Origin of the sequence: Streptomyces sp. NPDC101160 (assembly GCF_044768205.1) — a bacterium.
In the GTDB taxonomy this organism is placed as follows: Bacteria; Actinomycetota; Actinomycetes; order Streptomycetales; family Streptomycetaceae; genus Streptomyces.
In genome coordinates, this window is record NZ_JBIWPJ010000010.1 from 121,801 (window position 1) to 140,165 (window position 18,365).

General features: G+C 73.4%; 15 protein-coding genes and 1 riboswitch. Of the genes, 11 read left to right on the forward strand and 4 right to left on the reverse strand.

Going from position 1 to position 18,365, the window contains the following annotated elements:
• The first annotated feature begins 184 nt into the window (after positions 1–184).
• Positions 185–350, forward strand: a riboswitch (cyclic di-AMP (ydaO/yuaA leader).
• Between the two features lie 12 nt (positions 351–362).
• Complete coding sequence (locus ACIRSU_RS30400; protein ID WP_403798851.1) at positions 363–1,133, forward strand: M23 family metallopeptidase; 771 nt, start codon at positions 363–365, stop codon at positions 1,131–1,133.
• A gap of 165 nt (positions 1,134–1,298) precedes the next feature.
• A complete protein-coding gene (locus tag ACIRSU_RS30405; RefSeq protein WP_403798854.1) occupies positions 1,299–1,982 on the forward strand; it encodes a GntR family transcriptional regulator in 684 nt (227 codons plus the stop codon).
• Positions 1,983–2,156: 174 nt separating this feature from the next.
• Here the strand turns inward: ACIRSU_RS30405 and ACIRSU_RS30410 are convergent, their stop codons facing one another.
• The gene (locus ACIRSU_RS30410) at positions 2,157–2,438 is read right to left on the reverse strand and encodes an HPr family phosphocarrier protein (RefSeq protein ID WP_356073485.1); all 282 of its coding nucleotides are present in this window, start codon (positions 2,436–2,438) and stop codon (positions 2,157–2,159) included.
• Positions 2,439–2,529: 91 nt separating this feature from the next.
• On the opposite strand from ACIRSU_RS30410, the gene ACIRSU_RS30415 reads away from it, so the two are divergent.
• The 4 genes from ACIRSU_RS30415 to ACIRSU_RS30430 all read left to right on the forward strand — a co-directional run bounded on the left by ACIRSU_RS30415 (position 2,530) and on the right by ACIRSU_RS30430 (position 8,028).
• Positions 2,530–5,439, forward strand: coding sequence for a GNAT family N-acetyltransferase (locus ACIRSU_RS30415; protein ID WP_403798857.1), 2,910 nt, complete (start codon positions 2,530–2,532; stop codon positions 5,437–5,439).
• 44 nt (positions 5,440–5,483) lie between these two features.
• Positions 5,484–6,086, forward strand: a complete 603-nt coding sequence (locus ACIRSU_RS30420; protein ID WP_403798860.1) for a DUF5998 family protein — start codon at positions 5,484–5,486, stop codon at positions 6,084–6,086.
• A complete protein-coding gene (locus ACIRSU_RS30425) occupies positions 6,086–7,294 on the forward strand; it encodes an alkaline phosphatase family protein (protein ID WP_403798863.1) in 1,209 nt (402 codons plus the stop codon). The genes ACIRSU_RS30420 and ACIRSU_RS30425 overlap by 1 nt, the downstream gene beginning before the upstream one ends.
• Before the next feature lie 83 nt (positions 7,295–7,377).
• On the forward strand, positions 7,378–8,028 hold the full coding sequence (locus tag ACIRSU_RS30430) for a thymidine kinase (protein ID WP_403798866.1): 651 nt from the start codon (positions 7,378–7,380) through the stop codon (positions 8,026–8,028).
• 97 nt (positions 8,029–8,125) lie between these two features.
• On the opposite strand, the gene ACIRSU_RS30435 is transcribed toward ACIRSU_RS30430, so the two are convergent.
• Positions 8,126–9,124 carry a GlxA family transcriptional regulator gene (locus ACIRSU_RS30435; RefSeq protein ID WP_403798869.1) on the reverse strand — a complete coding sequence of 333 codons (999 nt, stop codon included), beginning with the start codon at positions 9,122–9,124 and terminating at the stop codon, positions 8,126–8,128.
• 225 nt (positions 9,125–9,349) lie between these two features.
• Between ACIRSU_RS30435 and ACIRSU_RS30440 the strand changes: the two genes are divergently transcribed.
• From ACIRSU_RS30440 to ACIRSU_RS30450, 3 genes are read left to right on the forward strand one after another with little or no spacing between them, the layout of a single operon-like run.
• Positions 9,350–11,998, forward strand: a complete 2,649-nt coding sequence (locus ACIRSU_RS30440; protein ID WP_403798872.1) for a YfhO family protein — start codon at positions 9,350–9,352, stop codon at positions 11,996–11,998.
• A gap of 40 nt (positions 11,999–12,038) precedes the next feature.
• Positions 12,039–13,013: a glycosyltransferase family 2 protein gene (locus ACIRSU_RS30445; protein ID WP_403798875.1), complete on the forward strand. Its 975-nt coding sequence runs from the start codon at positions 12,039–12,041 to the stop codon at positions 13,011–13,013.
• Positions 13,014–13,016: 3 nt separating this feature from the next.
• Positions 13,017–14,300, forward strand: coding sequence for a polysialyltransferase family glycosyltransferase (locus ACIRSU_RS30450; RefSeq protein ID WP_403798877.1), 1,284 nt, complete (start codon positions 13,017–13,019; stop codon positions 14,298–14,300).
• On the opposite strand, the gene ACIRSU_RS30455 is transcribed toward ACIRSU_RS30450, so the two are convergent.
• On the reverse strand, positions 14,297–15,082 hold the full coding sequence (locus tag ACIRSU_RS30455) for a VOC family protein (protein ID WP_403798880.1): 786 nt from the start codon (positions 15,080–15,082) through the stop codon (positions 14,297–14,299). The genes ACIRSU_RS30450 and ACIRSU_RS30455 overlap by 4 nt on opposite strands.
• Before the next feature lie 180 nt (positions 15,083–15,262).
• Here ACIRSU_RS30455 and ACIRSU_RS30460 point away from each other — a divergent pair, with 180 nt between their 5' ends.
• Entirely contained in the window at positions 15,263–16,096 is an 834-nt protein-coding gene (locus ACIRSU_RS30460; RefSeq protein ID WP_403798883.1) for a sulfurtransferase, read from the forward strand.
• Positions 16,097–16,169: 73 nt separating this feature from the next.
• On the opposite strand, the gene sepH is transcribed toward ACIRSU_RS30460, so the two are convergent.
• Positions 16,170–17,225 carry a septation protein SepH gene (gene sepH / locus ACIRSU_RS30465; RefSeq protein WP_403798886.1) on the reverse strand — a complete coding sequence of 352 codons (1,056 nt, stop codon included), beginning with the start codon at positions 17,223–17,225 and terminating at the stop codon, positions 16,170–16,172.
• 378 nt (positions 17,226–17,603) lie between these two features.
• On the opposite strand from sepH, the gene ACIRSU_RS30470 reads away from it, so the two are divergent.
• Positions 17,604–18,365, forward strand: a complete 762-nt coding sequence (locus tag ACIRSU_RS30470; protein WP_403798889.1) for a hypothetical protein — start codon at positions 17,604–17,606, stop codon at positions 18,363–18,365.

Consider the following 18,365-nt stretch of genomic DNA (forward strand, 5'->3'; position numbering starts at 1 on the left):
CACGAGGACCCTGACGACCTGGTTCGTCAGGGTCCTCGCTATTTGTCCGTATTGCGGGCGAGTGTTGGTGAATGCCCTGTGGCAAGTCTTACAAACTGGCGCGTCTGTTTGGCGATTGACTGAAGATCGGCCTAGCGTCGACGCGACTGTTCGCCCGTTGCACCACGCCGCACCCGCGGCGAACGGACAGTCATCGCCGAGTCCCCGCAAGGCGCGAGCCTGGGGAGCCGGGGACCCACACGAAGTCCCTGGGGTGAATCGGACGCCTTCGCTCCGCGCGGAGGGGCCCGTAGGAGACCTTCCTGCTCCGAACCCGTCAGCTAACCCGGTAGGCGAGAGGGAAGGAAAGGATCAGCCACTTCATGGCGTTCACCCGTGCCACCGGGAAGCATCGTGGTCCGAGCCGTCTGACGCGCCGTGGCGCGGGCATCGCCGGCGTGGCGACGCTCGCCACCACCGGCGTCATCGGCACCCTCGCCTCCCCGGCGCTCGCCGCCGACACGGAGAGCCCCTCCCCGGAGGACACCGGTCTCACCCAGGTGATCACCGAGGAGTCCCTCACCGAGCACGTCGACGCCCAGGCCGCCGCCCAGGAGAAGCAGGCCTTCGAGGCCGCCGCCCGCGTCAAGGCCGCCGCCGAGGCGAAGCGCAAGGCCGAGGCCCGCGCCAAGGAGATCCGCCAGGCCAAGGAGCGTGCCGCCCGCGAGGCCGAGCGCAAGCGCCTGAACTCCTTCCAGGCCCCCGTCGCCCACTCGTACGTCTCCACCGGCTACAACACCGGCGGCTCGCTCTGGTCCTCCGGCCACCACTCCGGCATCGACTTCCACGCCGCCTACGGCACCACGGTCGTCGCCGTCGGCTCCGGCACCGTCGTCGAGGCCGGCTGGGGCGGCGCGTACGGCAACAACATCGTCATCCGGATGAACGACGGCACGTACACCCAGTACGGTCACCTCTCCGCCATCCGTGTCTTCGTCGGCCAGAAGGTGACCCCCGGCGAGCAGATCGGCGTCTCCGGCTCCTCCGGCAACTCGACCGGCCCGCACCTCCACTTCGAGGCCCGCACCAGCCCCGAGTACGGCTCGGACATCGACCCCGTCGCGTACCTGCGCGCCCGCGGTGTCGACGTCTGACGTCCGACTCCCCGCTCAGCGCGAAGAAGCCCCGGCTCGAACGAGCCGGGGCTTTTTTCGTCCCTGAATTACCGGTCGGCATCGGAAATTCCCGCGTCCTGCAATAGAGTCGCCGAACGGGCTACGCCCGACGGGGTTCAGCGTGGAGAAAAGCGGAGGTCGGACATGCGCATTCCCGCGCAGTCGGTATGCACGGCGATCCGGGACGACATCGTCTCCGGTGTGTACGCGCGGGGCGCCAGACTGACGGAGGAACAGCTCGCCCGCCGCTACGGAGTCTCCCGCGTCCCGGTCCGCGAGGCGCTGCGCACCCTGGAGTCCGAGGGCTTCGTCATCACCCGCCGGCACGCTGGCGCCCAGGTCGCCGAACCCGGCGAGCAGGAGGCCGCCGACCTGCTCGACATGCGCTCCCTGCTCGAACCCCTCGGTGCCCACCGGGCCGCCCAGCGCCGCACCGAGGCCCACCTGAAGGTCCTGCGCGGCCTGGTCAGGCTGGGGCAGGAGCGGGCCCGGCACGGCTGGAGCGAGGACCTGCGCGCCCTGGACGGCTGGTTCCACGAGACGCTGGCGCAGGCCTCCGGCAGCCCGCCGCTCACCGCGCTGCTCACCCAGCTGCGGCAGAAGATCGCCTGGATGTACGCGGCCGAGCCGGCCGACCGGCCCGCGGACTCCTGGGCCGAGCACGGTGCGATCGTGGACGCCGTGGCGCGCGGCGACGCCGAGCGGGCCCGGGCCCTCACCGCGCTGCACGTGGAGCGGGCGGCGCCGCGACTCCGGCTGAAACATCCGGAGCGGACCCGTGTGAGGGTTTCGCAACATGCCGTAAACAATGCGGGAGCGCGGAATTAACGTGCGCACCGTATACAAAGAGGCGGGCAATTCGACGGGCTCTGTTTCAGGCTGCCCGAAATGAATTCCCGTACCTTTTTCCGTGCTGATTTGAAAAGAGCCGCGCCCGCCGGATGACCGGTGGGCGCGGCTCGTTTTCCGATCCGCCGTCGGGGAGGACGGGGGGAAGTCGGGTCAGACGGTCTCGGGGAGCTCGTCGAGACCCTCGGCGACCAGCCGCGCCAGGCGGTCGAGCGCGGCCTCGGCGCCGTCGGCGTCCGACGCGAGCACGATCTCCTCGCCACCCTGCGCGCCCAGGCCGAGCACCGCGAGCATGGACGCGGCGTTGACGGGGTTGCCGTCGGCCTTGGCGATCGTCACGGGGACGCCGGAGGCCGTGGCGGCACGGACGAAGATGGAGGCGGGGCGGGCGTGCAGGCCCTCGGCCCAGCCGACGTTGACGCGGCGCTCAGCCATGGTGGTAGCCCTTCAACATTCAGCGGTTGTCTAGACCAGTCTCTCACACGCGACCGGTGTCACTGTCGTACCCCGGCCGTACGCTTTCCCCATGCAGAGCGCGTCGGAACAGCCCGAACAGCCGGAGCACGCGTACCCGGACCACTGGGAAGCGGACGTGGTCCTCCGGGACGGCGGCACCGCGCGCATCCGCCCGATCACCGCCGACGACGCCGAGCGACTCGTCAGCTTCTACGAGCAGGTTTCGGACGAGTCGAAGTACTACCGCTTCTTCGCGCCCTACCCACGGCTGTCCGCCAAGGACGTGCACCGCTTCACCCACCACGACTTCGTGGACCGGGTCGGCCTCGCCGCGACCGTGGGCGGCGAGTTCATCGCCACCGTGCGCTACGACCGGATCAGCCCCGACGGGCGCCCGGCCTCCTTCCCCGCCGACGAGGCCGAGGTCGCCTTCCTGGTCCAGGACGCGCACCAGGGCCGCGGGGTCGCCTCCGCCCTCCTGGAGCACATCGCGGCGGTCGCGCGCGAGCGCGGGATCCGGCGGTTCGCGGCCGAGGTGCTGCCCGCCAACACCAAGATGATCAAGGTGTTCACGGACGCCGGCTACACCCAGAAGCGCAGCTTCGAAGACGGCGCCGTCCGCCTCCACCTCGACCTGGAGCCCACCGACCGCTCCCTCGCCGTCCAGCGCGCCCGGGAACAGCGCGCCGAGGCCCGCTCCGTACAGCGGCTGCTCACCCCCGGCTCCGTCGCCGTGATCGGCGCCGGCCGCACCCCCGGCGGCGTCGGCCGGACCGTGCTGCGCAACCTGCTCGACAGCGGCTTCACCGGCCGCGTCCACGCCGTCAACGCCGCCCTGGGCGAGACCGGCCCGGGGGAGGGTCCGCACCAGCTGGAGGGCGTGCCCGCCTTCCGGTCCGTCGGCGACATCGGCGCGCCGGTCGACCTCGCCGTCGTCGCCGTGCCCGCCGAGCGCGTCCCCGAAGCCGTGGCCGACTGCGGCGAGCACGGCGTGCCCGGCCTGGTCGTGCTCTCGGCCGGATACGCGGAGAGCGGCGCCGAGGGCCGCGAGCGCCAGCGCGCCCTGGTCCGCCAGGCCCGCTCGTACGGCATGCGGATCATCGGGCCCAACGCCTTCGGAATCATCAACACGGCCGACTCCGTCCGGCTGAACGCCTCCCTCGCCCCGCAGATGCCCGCCGCCGGACGCATCGGGCTCTTCGCCCAGTCCGGCGCCATCGGCATCGCCCTGCTCGCCGGACTGCACCGGCACGGCGCCGGAGTCTCCTCCTTCATCTCCGCCGGCAACCGCGCCGACGTCTCCGGCAACGACCTCCTCCAGCACTGGTACGACGACCCCGCCACCGACGTCGTGCTGCTCTACCTGGAGTCGATCGGCAACCCGCGGAAGTTCACCCGGCTCGCCCGCCGCACCGCCGCCGTCAAGCCCGTCGTGGTCGTCAAGGGCGCCCGGCACAGCGGCAGCGCCCCGCCCGGGCACCGCGTCCCCGTCACCCGTATCCCGTACGCCACGGTCTCCGCGCTGCTGCGCGAGGCCGGGGTCATCCGCGTCGACACCGTCACCGAACTCGTCGACGCCGGACTGCTCCTCGCCGACCAGCCGCTGCCCGCCGGACCCCGGGTCGCCATCCTCGGCAACTCCGAGTCCCTCGGCCTGCTCGCCTACGACGCCTGCCTCACCGAGGGCCTGCGCCCGCTCCGCCCCCTCGACCTGACCACCGGCGCCGCCCCCGCCGACTTCCGCGCCGCACTCACCGCGGCCCTCGCCGACGACGCCTGCGACGCCGTCGTCGTCACCGCCATCCCCTGGGTGGGGGAGAACGGAGCCACCGAGTCCGGCGACGGCGAGGTCCTCGCAGCGGCCCTCCGCTCCGCCGTCGCCGCCGCGCCCGGACCGGCCAAGCCGGTCGTCGTCGTCCACGTCGAGATGGGCGCCCTCGCCGAGGCCCTGTCCGCCGCCACCCGCACCCGCCCGCCGAGACCCGCGCGACCCGCCGCCGAGCCCGCCCTCGGACCGTCCGCCACCGAAACGGCCGACGCGGCCGACGCGACGGACGCGACGGACGCGGCCGTCGTCGGAGCGGACGAGAGTCCCACCCCCGGTGCCATCCCCGCGTACCCCGCCGCCGAGCGCGCCGTCCGGGCCCTCGCCGAAGCCGTCCGCTACGCCCAGTGGCGCCGCCAGTCCGCCGCCGACCCCGGCCGGGTGCCCGAGTTCGAGCGGATCGACGAGACCGGTGCCGCCGCCCTGATCGAACGGGCCCTCGACGAGAGCGCCGCCGACGCCCGCGGTGTCACCCTCGGCGCCGAGGAGACCGCCGAGCTGCTCGGCCGGTACGGGATCGAGGTCCGCCCCACCCTGCCCGCGCCCACCCCCGACGAGGCCGTCCGGGCCGCCGCCCGCCTCGGCTTCCCCGTCGCCCTCAAGACCACCGCGCCCCATCTGCGCCACCGCCCCGACCTCGGCGGCGTCCGGCTCGACCTGGCCACCGAGGAGCAGCTGCGCACCGCGTACGCCGAGCTGACCGAGACCCTCGGCAAGCCCGAGGAGCTCCAGCCGGTGGTCCAGGCGATGGTGCCGCGTGGTGTCGACACCGTCGTGCGCGCCGCGATCGACCCCGCCGTCGGCGCCGTGCTCTCCTTCGGCCTCGCCGGAGCCGCCTCCGAGCTCCTCGGCGACATGGCCCACCGGCTGGTTCCCGCCACCGACCGGGACGCCGCCGAACTCGTCCGCTCCATCCGCACCGCGCCCCTGCTCTTCGGCTGGCGCGGCTCCGCACCCGTCGACACCCCCGCCCTCGAAGAGCTGCTGCTGCGCGTCTCCCGCCTCGTCGACGACCACCCCGAGGTCGTCGCCGTCTCCCTCGAACCCGTCGTGGTCGCGCCGCGCGGCCTCTCCGTCCTCGGCGCCACCCTCCGGCTCGCCCCGCCCCCGCCCACCACCGACCTCGGCCCGCGCCGGCTGCCGCCCAGCTATTGACGGGCAGGCCGGAAGGGGCCCCACAGCCCCGTAGGATGGAGTCCATGGCGAAGACCGGTACGACGACCCAGGGGCTGCGCGCGGCGATCGAGCGCAGCGGCTATTACCCGGCCCTCGTGGCCGAGGCGGTGGAGGCCGCCGTAGGCGGCGAGGCCGTCTCGTCGTACGTGGTCCACCAGGAGACCACCTTCGACGCCAACGAGGTGCGGCGCCACGTCACCGTCCTCGTCCTGACGGCCAACCGGTTCATCGTCAGCCACACCGACGAGCAGTCCGCCGACAACAGCTCGCCGACCCCGTACGCCACGACCTCCACCGAGTCCGTCAACCTCGACCGGATCTCGTCGATCGTGGTCAGCCGGGTCGTCGCCAACCCCGAGTCGTACACCCCGGGCACCCTGCCCCGCGAGGTCGTCCTCACCATCGGCTGGGGCGCCGTCTCCCGCATCGACCTGGAGCCGGCCGCCTGCGGCGACCCCAACTGCGACGCCGACCACGGCTACACCGGCAGCTCCACCGCCGACGACCTCAGCCTGCGGGTCAGCGACGCCGGTGACGGCCCCGACACCGTCCGGCAGACCCTCGCCTTCGCCCAGGCCCTGTCCGCCGCCACCGCCGCGGGCCCGTCCACCCCCGCCACCCGCTGATGGTCCAGCCCACCACCGTCGCCCAGGGCTGGCCGGACGACGAACCGATTCCGCTCGACCCCGCCACCGCGCCGCTGCCCGCGTACGGCGCCGGCGCCCTCGGCGACCTGCTGCCCACGCTCGTCGCCGGTCAGGGCGTGCCCGGCTTCGACGCCCGGATCGCCGAGCTCACGCCCGCCGACCGCAACTGCGTCTTCCTCATCGACGGGCTCGGCTGGGAGCAGATCAAGGCCCACCCCGACGAGGCGCCCTACCTGACCTCGCTGCTCGCCGGCTCGCGCGGCGGCACCGGACAGCCCCTCACCGCGGGCTTCCCCGCCACCACCGCGACCTCGCTCGCCTCGGTCGGCACCGGCCTGCACCCCGGCGCCCACGGTCTGCCCGGCTACACCGTGCGCAACCCGGAGACCGGCGAGCTGATGAACCAGCTCCGCTGGAAGCCGTGGACCGCGCCGCGGGTCTGGCAGCCGTACCCCACCGTCTTCCAGCTCGCCCACGAAGCCGGCGTCCACACGGCCCAGGTCTCCTCGCCGATATTCCAGGACACCCCGCTCACCAAGATCGCGCTGAGCGGCGGCACCTTCCACGGCCGCCTCTCGGGCGAGGAGCGGATGGACTTCGCCGCCGAGCAGCTCGCCGTCGGCGACCGCTCGCTCGTCTACACGTACTACAGCGAGCTCGACGGCGCCGGGCACCGCTTCGGCATCGACTCCGACGCCTGGCGCGGCCAGCTGATGTTCGTCGACCGGCTGGTGCAGCGGCTCGCCGAACAGCTCCCGCCGCACGCGGCCCTCTACGTCACCGCCGACCACGGCATGGTCGACATCCCCTTCGACGAGGACCACCGGATCGACTTCGACGAGGACTGGGAGCTGCGCGCCGGCGTCGCCCTGCTCGGCGGCGAGGGCCGCGCCCGGCACGTCTACGCCGTCCCCGGCGCCGAGGCCGACGTCCTCACCTGCTGGCGCGAGGTCATCGGCGACCGCTTCTGGGTGGCCGGCCGCGACGAGGCCATCGCCCTCGGCTGGTTCGGCGAGCAGGTCGACGAGCGGGTGTACGGCCGGATCGGCGACGTCGTCGCCGCCGCCCAGGACGACCTGGCCATCACGGCCTCCGTCAACGAGCCGAACGAGTCCGCCATGGTGGGCATGCACGGGTCGATGACCCCGGCGGAGCAACTGGTGCCGCTCCTCGAAGTCCGCTCCTGAGCCCCGGCCCGCCCCGCCTTCCCGCCCCCTCCCGTCCCCTTCCGCCCCTTCTCTCCCGAATCCCGAAAGGTCCTCGACCTGCCATGCCCGAGCTGGTGTTCTTCTCCGGAACGATGGACTGCGGAAAGAGCACCCTGGCTCTTCAGATCGAGCACAACCGCTCAGCACGCGGCCTCCAGGGCATGATCTTCACCCGCCAGGACCGCGCCGGCGAGGGCAAGCTCTCCTCCCGGCTCGGCCTGGTCACCGACGCCGTCGAGGCCGCCGACGGCTTCGACTTCTACGCGTACCTCGTCAGCCATCTGTCGAAGGGCGGGCGCTGCGACTACGTCATCGCGGACGAGGCGCAGTTCCTCGCGCCCGAGCAGATCGACCAGCTGGCCCGGGTCGTCGACGACCTGGAGCTCGACGTCTTCGCCTTCGGCATCACCACCGACTTCCGCTCCAAGCTGTTCCCGGGCTCGCAGCGGCTCGTCGAGCTCGCCGACCGGGTCGAGGTCCTCCAGGTCGAGGCCCTGTGCTGGTGTGGCGCCCGGGCCACGCACAACGCGCGTACGGTCGGCGGCGTGATGGTCGTCGAGGGCGCGCAGGTCGTCGTCGGCGACGTCAACGGCGGGGACGAGGTCGGCTACGAGGTGCTGTGCCGGCGCCACCACCGGCGCCGCATGACGGCCGCGACCGCCCGCGCCGCCGCGCTCTCCCCGGACGTCCTGCCGGTCGCCGACGTCCCCTGACCGTTGTCGGGAACGGTGCGGAAGGGGCGTCTGAGCGTTGTCGGGAAGGTGCGGACATGGCGCCTGACCGTGTCCGGGAACGGTACGGAAGTGGCGCCTAGCCGTTGTCGGGCACCGTACGGAAGCGGCGCCGGTACTCCATCGGCGTCGTGTCGAGCCGCCGCCGGAACGCCCGGATGAGCGTGTCGGTCGTGCCGAACCCGCAGGTCGACGTGATCCGTTCGAGGGTGGCGTCCGTGGACTCCAGCAGATGGCGGGCGCGTTCGACGCGCGCCGACTCGACGTACGCGCTCGGGGTCGTACCGAGTTCCGCCTTGAAGATCCGGGTGAGCTGACGCTCGCTGACGTGCGCGCTCGCGGCGAGCTCCGCGAGGGTGAGCGGGCCGTCGATGTGCCGCGTGACGTAGTGGCGCAGGTCCTCGACGCGCCGGGTGGTGGAGACGGGCTCCAGCGGCACGCTGAACTGGCTCTGGCCGCTGGGCCGCTTCAGGTACATGACCAGCTGTCGCGCCACCCGCAGGGCCGTCGGCTCGCCGAAGTCCTCCGCCACCAGCGCGAGCGACAGGTCGAGACAGGAGCTGATGCCGGCGCCGGTCCACACGTCGCCGTCCCGGATGAAGATCGGGTCGGCGTCGACCTCCACCTCCGGGTGCTCGGCGGCGAGTTGCTGTGCCGTCGACCAGTGGGTGGTGGCCCGTCGGCCGTCGAGCAGCCCGGCCGCGGCCAGGATGTGCGCGCCGACGCAGACGGAGGTGACCCGCCGGGTCCGCTCGGCGAGCGTCCGGACCCAGCCGACCACCACGGGGTCGACCAGGGCTCGCACCCGGCGGTCGGCGTCCGTCTCGACGGAGCCGGGCACGAGCAGCGTGTCGATGCGCCGCGTCGCCGCCTCGGCGAAGGTGAGGTCGGGCAGCACGCGCACGCCGGCGGAGGTGGTGACAGGTGCCATGGACTCGGCGGCGAGCACGACCTCGTAGCCGTCCGCGTCGTCCGTCTCGCGCCGCAGCAGGGCGAACACCTCGGGCGGCCCGGTGACGTCGAGGAGGTCGACGCCCTCGAAGAGGACGATGACGAGGAGCCGTCCGGGGGTGGTCACTGGTTCTCTCCGCCTGGGTGCGTATGCCGATGCGATGTCCGGATCGGCATGTTAGATGACGATGCCGACACGCCGAGGCGTCGCGGGGGCACCGGCTGTTCACCTCCGGTGAACCGCGGGACCTCCTGCTGATCGGTCGCGGGTCGCACGGCTCGGAGGTAATGCCTGTCTGCGCCGGTACTCCGGTACCGGCGCTCACCGAGCAGAACCGACTCTGGAGGACGTGTGCCACCCGCAGCCGAGACCGAGCCCTCCCCGTCCCGGCCGTCCCGGCCGCGGCTGCGGGCGGCGGCCGGGGCGGCCGTGCTCACCGGCCTGCTGTTCTGTCTCGCCGGACGGCTCGCGAGGAGCTACCCGTTCGGATCCCACACCCGAAACATCGTCGACCTGGGCCAGCAGTACCTCCCGTTCCACGCCTACTGGCGCAGGCTGCTTCTAGGAGAGACCCACGGCGATCTCTTCCTGAACTGGACATCGGGTTTTGGATCCAACTTCCTCGGCGACTTCGGCACCTACCTGAGCAGCCCCTTCGACCTGCTCGTCGTCCTCTTCCCGGCCGACCGCACCGAACTCGCGCTGTACGTCGTCACCGCCGCCAAGATCTCCACCGCGGCCGCCGCGATGGCAGCCCTGCTGCTCACCCTGAGGCGCGGCCCCTGGCCGGTCGCGGCCGTTCTCGGCACCGCGTACGCGCTCTCCGGCTGGACCTTCAACTACGCCGCCACGGTGCCGATGTGGCTCGACGGGCTCGTCGCCTTCCCGCTGCTCTGCCTGGTGGGGGAGTGGGCCCGCAAGGGGCGCCGGCCGGTCCTCGGGCCGCTGGTCGTCGCGCTCGCCTGGTTCGCCAACTTCTACACCGCGTACATGGCCACGATCGGCGCCGCCGTCGTCCTCGTCGTCCGGCTCCTGACAGCCGAGGACGGCGCGGCCGAGGACAGCGCGGCCGAGGACAGCGCGGCCGAGGACACCGGAGCCGAGCGTCCCAAGGGCGTCGCCGCCGGCCGCCCGCGCCTGACCGGGCTGCTGCGCGCGGCCCGTACCGTCCTCATCGGCATCGGGCTCGCCGCCCCGCTCGTCACCGTCATCTTCCTGGCCACCAAGGTCGCCGACCCGACCCCGCCGACCGAGTTCGCGCCGGCCGCCTGGACGGACGTCCTCGCCCGCTTCCTGCCGGCCACCGCGAGCGTGGCCACCCCCGCGCTCTTCATCGGCACGCCCGCACTCGCCCTCGCCCTCACGCTGCCCTTCAACAGCGCGGTCGCCGTTCGCGTCCGCGTCGGCTGGACCGTGTCCATAGTCCTGGTCGCGCTCTCCCTGCAGTGGGAGCCGACCCATCTCCTCTGGCACGCCGGGGCCTCGCCCAACGGCATTCCCTACCGCCAGACCTTCGTGCTGTGCGGGCTGCTGCTGATGGCGGCCTGGCTGTCCGTCGCCCGCGGGCTGCCGGGGATCTGCGCGCTGCTCGGCGGCGCCGCGCTGGTCGCGTTCGTCGCGCGGGCGGCCGAGGACAGCGTCGACATCGACCGCTGGACCTACCCCGCCGTCGCCGCGGCCGCCGTCCTGGCCGTACTCGCCGCCCTCTCCGCCGTACTCGGGCGGCGCCGGGGCGGCCGGCTGCTCCCCGTCCTCGCCGTCGTGCTCCTCCTCGCCGCCCAGGCCGGCGAGACCCTGGTGACCGGCAAGCGCATCGAGGAGCAGCAGCTGAGCGAGGTCTCCTGGGCACCCCGGATCGGCCCCTGGCACACCGACATGACCCGCGAGGTCGCCGCCAAGGACGCCTGGCCGCGCCACCGCACCGACCCCGGCGAGGTCCCCGGCGGCAACGACGTGCTGCTCGTCGGCGGCGAGGGCGCCGACTACTACAGCAGCCTCACCGCCGACACGTACTCCCGCATGCTGGCCGACCTCGGCTTCGGCTACTACGCCAAGGGCCGCCACCCGGTCAGCCTGGACAACCCGGTCACCGACGCGATCTTCTCCATCGGCACCCGGATGCGCTCCACGCCCTCGGCCCCGCTCGCCCTCGACCGGCTGCCCGAGGCCGCCATCAGCGTCGCCGACACCCCCGTACCGCCGCTCGTGACGGTGCATCCGCAGGGCGACGAGCAGCCGGCCGACTCCGCCTTCACCCAACAGGAACAGCTCCTCGGCCACCGGGTGTACGACGTGCCGGCCGCCCCGCGCCGTACGGACGCCGCCGACGGCACCGCCACCCTCACCGCGACGTGCCCGGCCGGCTCCCAGGTGTGGCTGTGGGCACCCGAGTACCAGGGCACCGCCGCCCTGCGCGACGGAGCCGCCGTCGGCTTCGCCGGCAAGCTGCCCGCCGTCCTCGGCCCCATGCAGCCGCTCGGCACCACCCCGGCCACCGGCACCGTGCGCATCGACCTGCGCCCCGAACCGAAGGCCACGCCCCGGCTCAGGCTGCCCGCGCACCCGGTCGGCTGTCTCGTCACCGCCCGCCTCGCCGCCGCCGTCGAGCAGCTCACCGCCACCGGCGCCACCGACGTGCGCACCACCGGCCACACCATCACCGCTCAACTGCCCCCGGGCAGCACCGGCACCGCCGTCCTCGCCGTCCCCCGGATCTCCGGCTGGCGCTGTGCGGCCGGCGACGCGCCCCTGGCGCCCGCGCGGGACCGCCTCGGCCTGCTCGCCGTCCCCCTCGACGGCAAGGCCACCTCCGTGACCTGCTCGTTCCGGCCGCCGGGCCTCAGGCTCGGTGGCGCGGCCGGCGCGGCCGCCCTGCTGGCGCTGCTCGCCACCGCACTGCTCCACCGGCGCCGGCGCCGCCACTCCCGTGAACCCGCAGGACGGCAAGAGTTCACCGCTCGTGCACACGCGGCTCGTTCGACGGAGAAGAGCGCTGTCTAGTCTGCCCGCCAGTACCTGTACGCGAGTTGGGGATCTCCGAGTGCCGAAACTGTCCGTCATCGTGCCCTTCCACAATGTCGGGCCCTACGCCCCCGACACCCTGCGCAGCCTCGCCGACAACGCGGACCCCGACGGCGCCGACATCGAGTTCCTGCTGGTCGACGACCATTCCACGGACGACACCCCGGACTTCCTGGACCGCTGGAAGGACCGCATTCCGCAGGCCACCGTGATCCGCCACGAGACCAACCTCGGCGTCGCGCAGGCCCGCAACACCGGCATCGACGCCGCAACCGGCGACTACCTCACCTTCCTCGACGGCGACGACTGGTACGCCCCCGGCCACCTGCGCGCGATGGTCGACGGAATCCACCGCCTGGGCGTCGACTTCGCCCGTACCGACCACGTCCTGTCGACCGACCGGAACCGCCAGATCCGCTACGCCCCGGCGAAGGAACGCGACACCGTCATGGACCCCCGGGACGGCATCGCCCCGGCCAGCATGGTGACGATGGTCGACTACCCCTTCGTCCCGTTCGGCATCTACAGCGCCCGGCTCTTCGAGAACGGAGCCTCGCGCTTCGAGACGAAGCTGCGCACCGCCGAGGACCGGCTCTGGATCTGGCGGCTGCACCTCACCGCGCGCACCTACGCGGCGCTCTCCCTGCACGGCGTCTTCTACCGGCGCGGCGTCACCACCTCGCTGACCCAGATCACCGACAACCGGCAGCTGGACTTCATCCCCTCGTACGACCTGCTGCTCGACGAGGTCTCCCGGGACCGCGACGCCGACCGCTTCCTGCCCAAGGCCGTCCGCACCTACTGCGCGATGATCGCCTTCCACATGGCGAAGGCCGACCAGTACGAGCCGGCCGTGGCCAAGCGGCTCCGGCGCGATGTCGCCGACGCGCTGCGCCGGATGCCGCAGCCGGTCCTCGACGAGACCCTCGCGACCATGGACACCACCCGCAGCACCCTGCTCAGGAGCCTGCGCGACACCGGAAAGGCCGCCTGACCCATGGCGCACGACCGCGTTCAGATCTTCCAGGTGTCGACGCTCTACGGAGCCGCCACCGCGGCCGCCGCGATCGACGCCGGACAGTTCGGCGGCCCCGGCCACGCCCGCCGGCTGCTCCTCGTCTCGAACAACGCCGAGATCCCCGAGACCGCCGTCCGCCTCGACTCGATGACCGGCTACGACCGGATCGCGAGCCGCTTCGACGAGGTCGTCGACTGGAACGAGGCCGTCCACCCGCACCACCCCAGCTCCTGGGCGCCCCGCCCCGAGGAGGCACCGCTCTGGCAGCGCGTCTTCCGCACCGCCTGGCGCCTCGGCACCGCCACCGTGGAGGTGATCGTCGAGTCCATCCAGGTCAACCCGGCCAAGGCACTCGCCGCCGTCTTCGCCGAGAGCGCCGTGCACGTCTACGCCGACGGCCTGATGAGCTACGGCCCCACCCGCGACGAGCTGCCCCAGTCGATCGCCTGCCGGGTCCGCCGCGTCCTCCACCTCGACCTGGTGCCGGGCCTGCGTCCGCTGCTGCTCACCGAGTACGGGGTCGGCTCGGAGCTCGTCCCCGACGACGCCTTCCGCGCCGTCCTCCGGGAGATCGCGGCGGACGCGGGCGACGACCCGCAGCTCGCCGAGGCGGCCGCCGCCGGGCCCGGGGCGCTGCTGCTCGGCCAGTACCTCGCCGTCCTCGGCATCCTCACCGTCGAGGAGGAAGAGGAGCTGCACGTCCGGATGCTCCGTGGCGCCGCCGCGGCCGGCCACCGCTCGGTCGTCTTCAAGCCGCACCCGACCGCCCCGGCCGGCTACTCGAACGCGCTGCAGGAGGAGGCCGCCCGGACCGGAGTCACGCTCACCGTCGTGGACGGGCCGCTGCTCGCCGAGACCTTCTACGAGCGCTGCCGCCCGCGGCTCGTCGTCGGCTGCTTCTCCACCGCCATGCTCACCGCCGCCGTCTACTTCGGCGTGCCCGTCGCGCGCGTCGGCACCGACACCGTCCTCGCCCGGCTCACCCCGTACGAGAACAGCAACCGCGTCCCGCTCACCGTCGTCGACCACATCGTGCCCGACCTGGAGAGCGGCGCCGCACCCCGCGTCCCCGGCGCTGCGCCCGACAGCCTCGCACCGCTGCTGCGGGCGGTCGCCCACTGCATGCGGCCGACCGCGCACCCGGGGCTGCGGGCCGAGACGCTCCGGTACGTCACGGAGCACGCCACCGGACCGGCGGCCGCGCTCCACTTCCCCGAGGAGCGCCTCGCGGAGCTGGAGCTTCCCGTTCCGGTGCGGTCCTAGTCGCTGTCGCCCTCTCTCGCGGACCGTACGAGGGTGAAGACCGCGCCCTCCGGGTCCGCCACCAGGGCGAGCCGCCCCGCCGTGCCCTCGCGCGGCGGGCGGACCACCTGGCCGCCGAGCTCCGCGACCAGGCGGGCCGACGCGTCCACGTCCTCGACCTCGAAGTACGTCATCCAGTGCGCGCCCCGGTCCCGGGGCAGTGCCGTGCCGACGCCGTGCAGGGAGGCGACCGGCCGGCCGTCGAGGTGCAGGGTCAGGTAGTCGAGGTCGGCGGAGACGAGGGGCTCCACCTCGTAGTCGAAGATCGTCCGGTAGAACTTGCCGACCGGGGCCGTCTCGTACGTGAGCAGCTCGTTCCAGACCGGTGTGCCGGGCGGTCCGGCGGCCGCCGTGCCGTGGTGGGCCTCGGCCTGCCAGACGCCGAAGACGGCGCCGGCCGGGTCCGAGCAGATCACCATCCGTCCGGCCTCGCCCGCGTCGAGCGGGCCGACCGCGACCGTGCCGCCGCAGCAGCGGATGGTCTCCGCCGTCTCGTCGGCGTCGTCGGTGGCGAGGTAGGTCGTCCAGGCGATCGGCAGATGCCGGTCCGGCGGCAGCTGGCCGATCCCGGCCACTTCCCTGCCGTCGAGCAGCGCGCGCACGTACGGGCCGAGCTGCTGGGGGCCCGGCACGAACTCCCAGCCGAACAGCGCCGCGTAGAACTCCTGCGTCGCGTCAAGTCCATGCACCATCAGGCTCACCCAACAGGGTGTGCCGGGGGTGCGCCGAGTCGCCTCGGTCATCGTCACTCTCTCCTCGCCAGTGGCCGTACGAGGTGGGGGCCGGCGGGCTGTACGGAGGCTCCGCGGCGGGTCACTGCCCGCCGCGGGCCCTCCGTACACATGCGGCAGCGGTACGGCCCCGCCGATGTTCGCACCCCGAAGCGGCTCTCGCGCCCCGGGCGCTGAGCGAGGATGGCACCTATGAAGCCCATCATCTCCGCAACCGAACTCTTGAGCGAGTCGGCGGGGGCGACGCCCCCGGTCCTGCTGGACGTCCGCTGGACCCTCGGTGGCCCGCCCGGCGGGCCCGAGTACGCGGCCGGGCACCTGCCCGGCGCCGTCTACGTCGACCTGGACACCGAGCTGGCGGGCCCGCCCGGGAAGGGCGGCCGGCACCCGCTGCCCGACCTGGAGGTCTTCGGCGCGGCGATGCGCCGCGCGGGTGTCTCCGCGGACACCCCGGTCGTCGTCTACGACGGCGGCCTCGGCTGGGGAGCGGCCCGCGCCTGGTGGCTGCTCCGCTGGACGGGTCACCCGAACGTGCGGGTCCTCGACGGCGGCCTCACCGCCTGGACGGGTGAGCTCTCCCAGGAGACCCCGGCGCCCGCACCGGGCGATTTCCAGCCGAAGCCGGACGCCGGCGCCCTCGGACTGCTCGACGCCGACGGCGCGGCCGCCCTGGCCCGCTCGGGCCTCCTCCTGGACGCACGGGCCGCGGAGCGCTACCGCGGCGACGTCGAGCCCATCGACCCGGTCGGCGGCCACATCCCGGGCGCGGTCTCCGCGCCGACCACGGAGAACGTGGGACCGGACGGGCGCTTCCTGTCGGCCGAGGAGCTGACCGGCCGCTTCACCGCCCTGGGCGCGGCCGAGGCACCGGAGGTCGCCGTCTACTGCGGCTCCGGCGTCTCCGGCGCCCACGAGGTGCTCGCCCTGAAGATCGCCGGCTTCCCCGCGGCCCTCTACGCGGGCTCCTGGTCCGAGTGGTCCGCCGATCCGGCCCGCCCGGTCGCCAAGGGCCCGGACCCGCAGTAGTAGGCGGCCCGCACGCGAAAGGGGCCCGCGCCACCGGCGTGGCGCGGGCCCCTTCTCGTACGACCTGCGTGGGTCACTCCTGCTTCTTGCGGCGCGTGCCGAAGACGATCTCGTCCCAGCTGGGAACCGCCGCGCGGCGGCCCGGGCGGACGCCGTCGGCCTCGGCCTGGCGGTCGGTGGCACCGTGCAGCCGGTCGCGGTGGCCCGAGACCGCGCGGGGCATCAGGACGTCCGCGTACGCGGAGCCGGCGCCCGCGGAGGCCGCCGGGGCCGGGGGCTCCGCCGCCTCGACCTCGTCGGAGGGTTCGGTGTCGGACGGCTCCGGGACGACCATGTCGCCGCGGAAGCTCGGCACGGCCTCCAGGAGGCTGGTGAGCGAGTCGCGCTCCTCCTCCGGCTCGGGCGCCGGGGCAGGCGTCCGGTCGATCTGGCGGTCGAGCGCGCGGTCCAGTGGCCGGTCCCGGGGCAGCCGGGCGATCCGCGGGACGAAGGGGAAGCTCGGCTCCGGTACGGCGGCCAGGGTGTCGTCGGTCTCGCCGATCAGGGCGCGCGCCTCATCGTCGACGGCCTGGACGAGCCGTCGCGGCGGGTCGTACGTCCAGCTCGCCGTGTGCACCTCGCCGGCCACCCGGTAGACGAGCAGCACCTCCCAGGTGCCGTCGTCCCGGCGCCAGGAGTCCCACTGCACGGTGTCCTTCTCGGCGCCGCGCAGCAGCAGTCGCTCCTGCACCGCCTCGCCGAGCTGCGGTCCGGTGTTCTCGCCGGGCCGGCGCACGGGGGTCTTGCGGGCGCGCTCGGCCATGAACGCGCGCTCCGCGAGCACCGGGCCCTCGAAGCGGCGTACCCGGTCGACGGGGATGCCGGCGAGCTGCGCGACCTCCTCAGCGGAGGCACCGGCACGTATCCGGGCCTGGATGTCACGGGGGCGGAGGTGGCTCTCGACCTCGATCTCGATCTGGCCGAGCCGCGCGCGGTCGTTGCGCACCGCGGCACGCAGCCGCTCGTCGATCGGAAGCGTGTACTCCGTGCTGTCCGCAGCCTTCAGCACCAGTCGTGTGCCGTCGTTCGAGACGGCCACGACACGCAGTTCGGGCATGGGAACCTCCCGGGTGGTGCCTGCCGACGTCACGTGCGTCGCTGCTTCCGCTAGTCGAGTGTGGCCTGCCCGGGTGCAGCCTGCCACAACCCTGCCGAGTTGCCCGGCGTGTCGGGCCTGGACCCTGAACCGCCGTTATGGCACGGTTACCAGTTCACGACACAGAGTGACGGGCCGTCACACTGAGTCGCGGGTCGCCGTGCGGACACCCATGAGGGAATCCGGACCCAGGGCTCGCCACAGTACTCCATTCGGGCCATGTGGGTGGACAGGCGCGCCGCCCAACTTCTCGGGGTGCGCGGGAGTTGAGTCTGCGGGCTCCGGCGTGCCGGGTGTCGCTCTTCACAGAACCACCGGAAACGGAACTAATCCCTTCGCCCATATGTCCCTTCTGGGTGCACGGTGGAACTGATGAACAAGCAGGGGCTGGACATGCGCCACACGCCGGACAACGGCACGCACAGCGGCACGGGTCGCGGCAACACGGAAGTGAGGAAACGCTTCGACCTGAGCGTCCCTCAGGTCGCGGGCAGCGCCGTCGCCGCCGTGGTCGCCGCCAAGCTCGCCTCCAGCCTCGGTGTCTACGGCACCATCCTCGGCGCCGGTGTGATCAGCGTCATCGCCACCTGCGGCGGCCCCGTCCTCCAGCACCTCTTCAAGCGCACCGGCGAGCAGATGCGCGCCACCGCCCCGGCGAGGCAGCCGAAGCGGGCCCCGGAGACCGGGGAGTTCGGCGAGCCCACCACGCACGGCACCCGGATGCGCGGCTGGAAGCGCCCCGCCCTTGCCGCCGCCGCGGTCTTCCTGCTCGCGATGGGCGGCATCACCGCGTACGAGCTGACCTCGGGTCAGGACCTCGGCGGCACCAAGGGCAGCACGACCTTCGGCTCGGCGGTGCGGGGCGGTGGAACCGGGAAGGACGAGCCGCCGCCACGGAAGCCGGAGGGGGAGCGGGGTGCCGGTCCAGGGGCGCCGTCCCCGGGCCGTACCCCCGGCGGCGGCGGTACCGGCTCGGCCGTCCCCGACCCCACCGGGACCCCGACGCCCACGCCCTCCGCGTCCACCGGAACCGCCGAACCCACCACCGAACCCACCACCGAACCCACCGAAGAGCCCACGACCGAGCCTCCGACCACCCCGCCGGCGAGCACCGGGACGCCCCCGGCCGGGTGA

Excerpts from the sequence above, each read along its gene's own strand:
- ACIRSU_RS30460 (WP_403798883.1), top strand. The coding sequence starts at position 15,263 with ATGAAGCCCATCATCTCCGCAACCGAACTCTTGAGCGAGTCGGCGGGG.
- ACIRSU_RS30470 (WP_403798889.1), top strand. The coding sequence starts at position 17,604 with ATGAACAAGCAGGGGCTGGACATGCGCCACACGCCGGACAACGGCACG.
- ACIRSU_RS30400 (WP_403798851.1), top strand. The coding sequence starts at position 363 with ATGGCGTTCACCCGTGCCACCGGGAAGCATCGTGGTCCGAGCCGTCTG.
- ACIRSU_RS30405 (WP_403798854.1), top strand. The coding sequence starts at position 1,299 with ATGCGCATTCCCGCGCAGTCGGTATGCACGGCGATCCGGGACGACATC.
- ACIRSU_RS30430 (WP_403798866.1), top strand. The coding sequence starts at position 7,378 with ATGCCCGAGCTGGTGTTCTTCTCCGGAACGATGGACTGCGGAAAGAGC.
- ACIRSU_RS30425 (WP_403798863.1), top strand. The coding sequence starts at position 6,086 with ATGGTCCAGCCCACCACCGTCGCCCAGGGCTGGCCGGACGACGAACCG.
- ACIRSU_RS30415 (WP_403798857.1), top strand. The coding sequence starts at position 2,530 with ATGCAGAGCGCGTCGGAACAGCCCGAACAGCCGGAGCACGCGTACCCG.
- ACIRSU_RS30420 (WP_403798860.1), top strand. The coding sequence starts at position 5,484 with ATGGCGAAGACCGGTACGACGACCCAGGGGCTGCGCGCGGCGATCGAG.
- ACIRSU_RS30410 (WP_356073485.1), bottom strand. The coding sequence starts at position 2,438 with ATGGCTGAGCGCCGCGTCAACGTCGGCTGGGCCGAGGGCCTGCACGCC.
- ACIRSU_RS30455 (WP_403798880.1), bottom strand. The coding sequence starts at position 15,082 with ATGACCGAGGCGACTCGGCGCACCCCCGGCACACCCTGTTGGGTGAGC.
- ACIRSU_RS30450 (WP_403798877.1), top strand. The coding sequence starts at position 13,017 with ATGGCGCACGACCGCGTTCAGATCTTCCAGGTGTCGACGCTCTACGGA.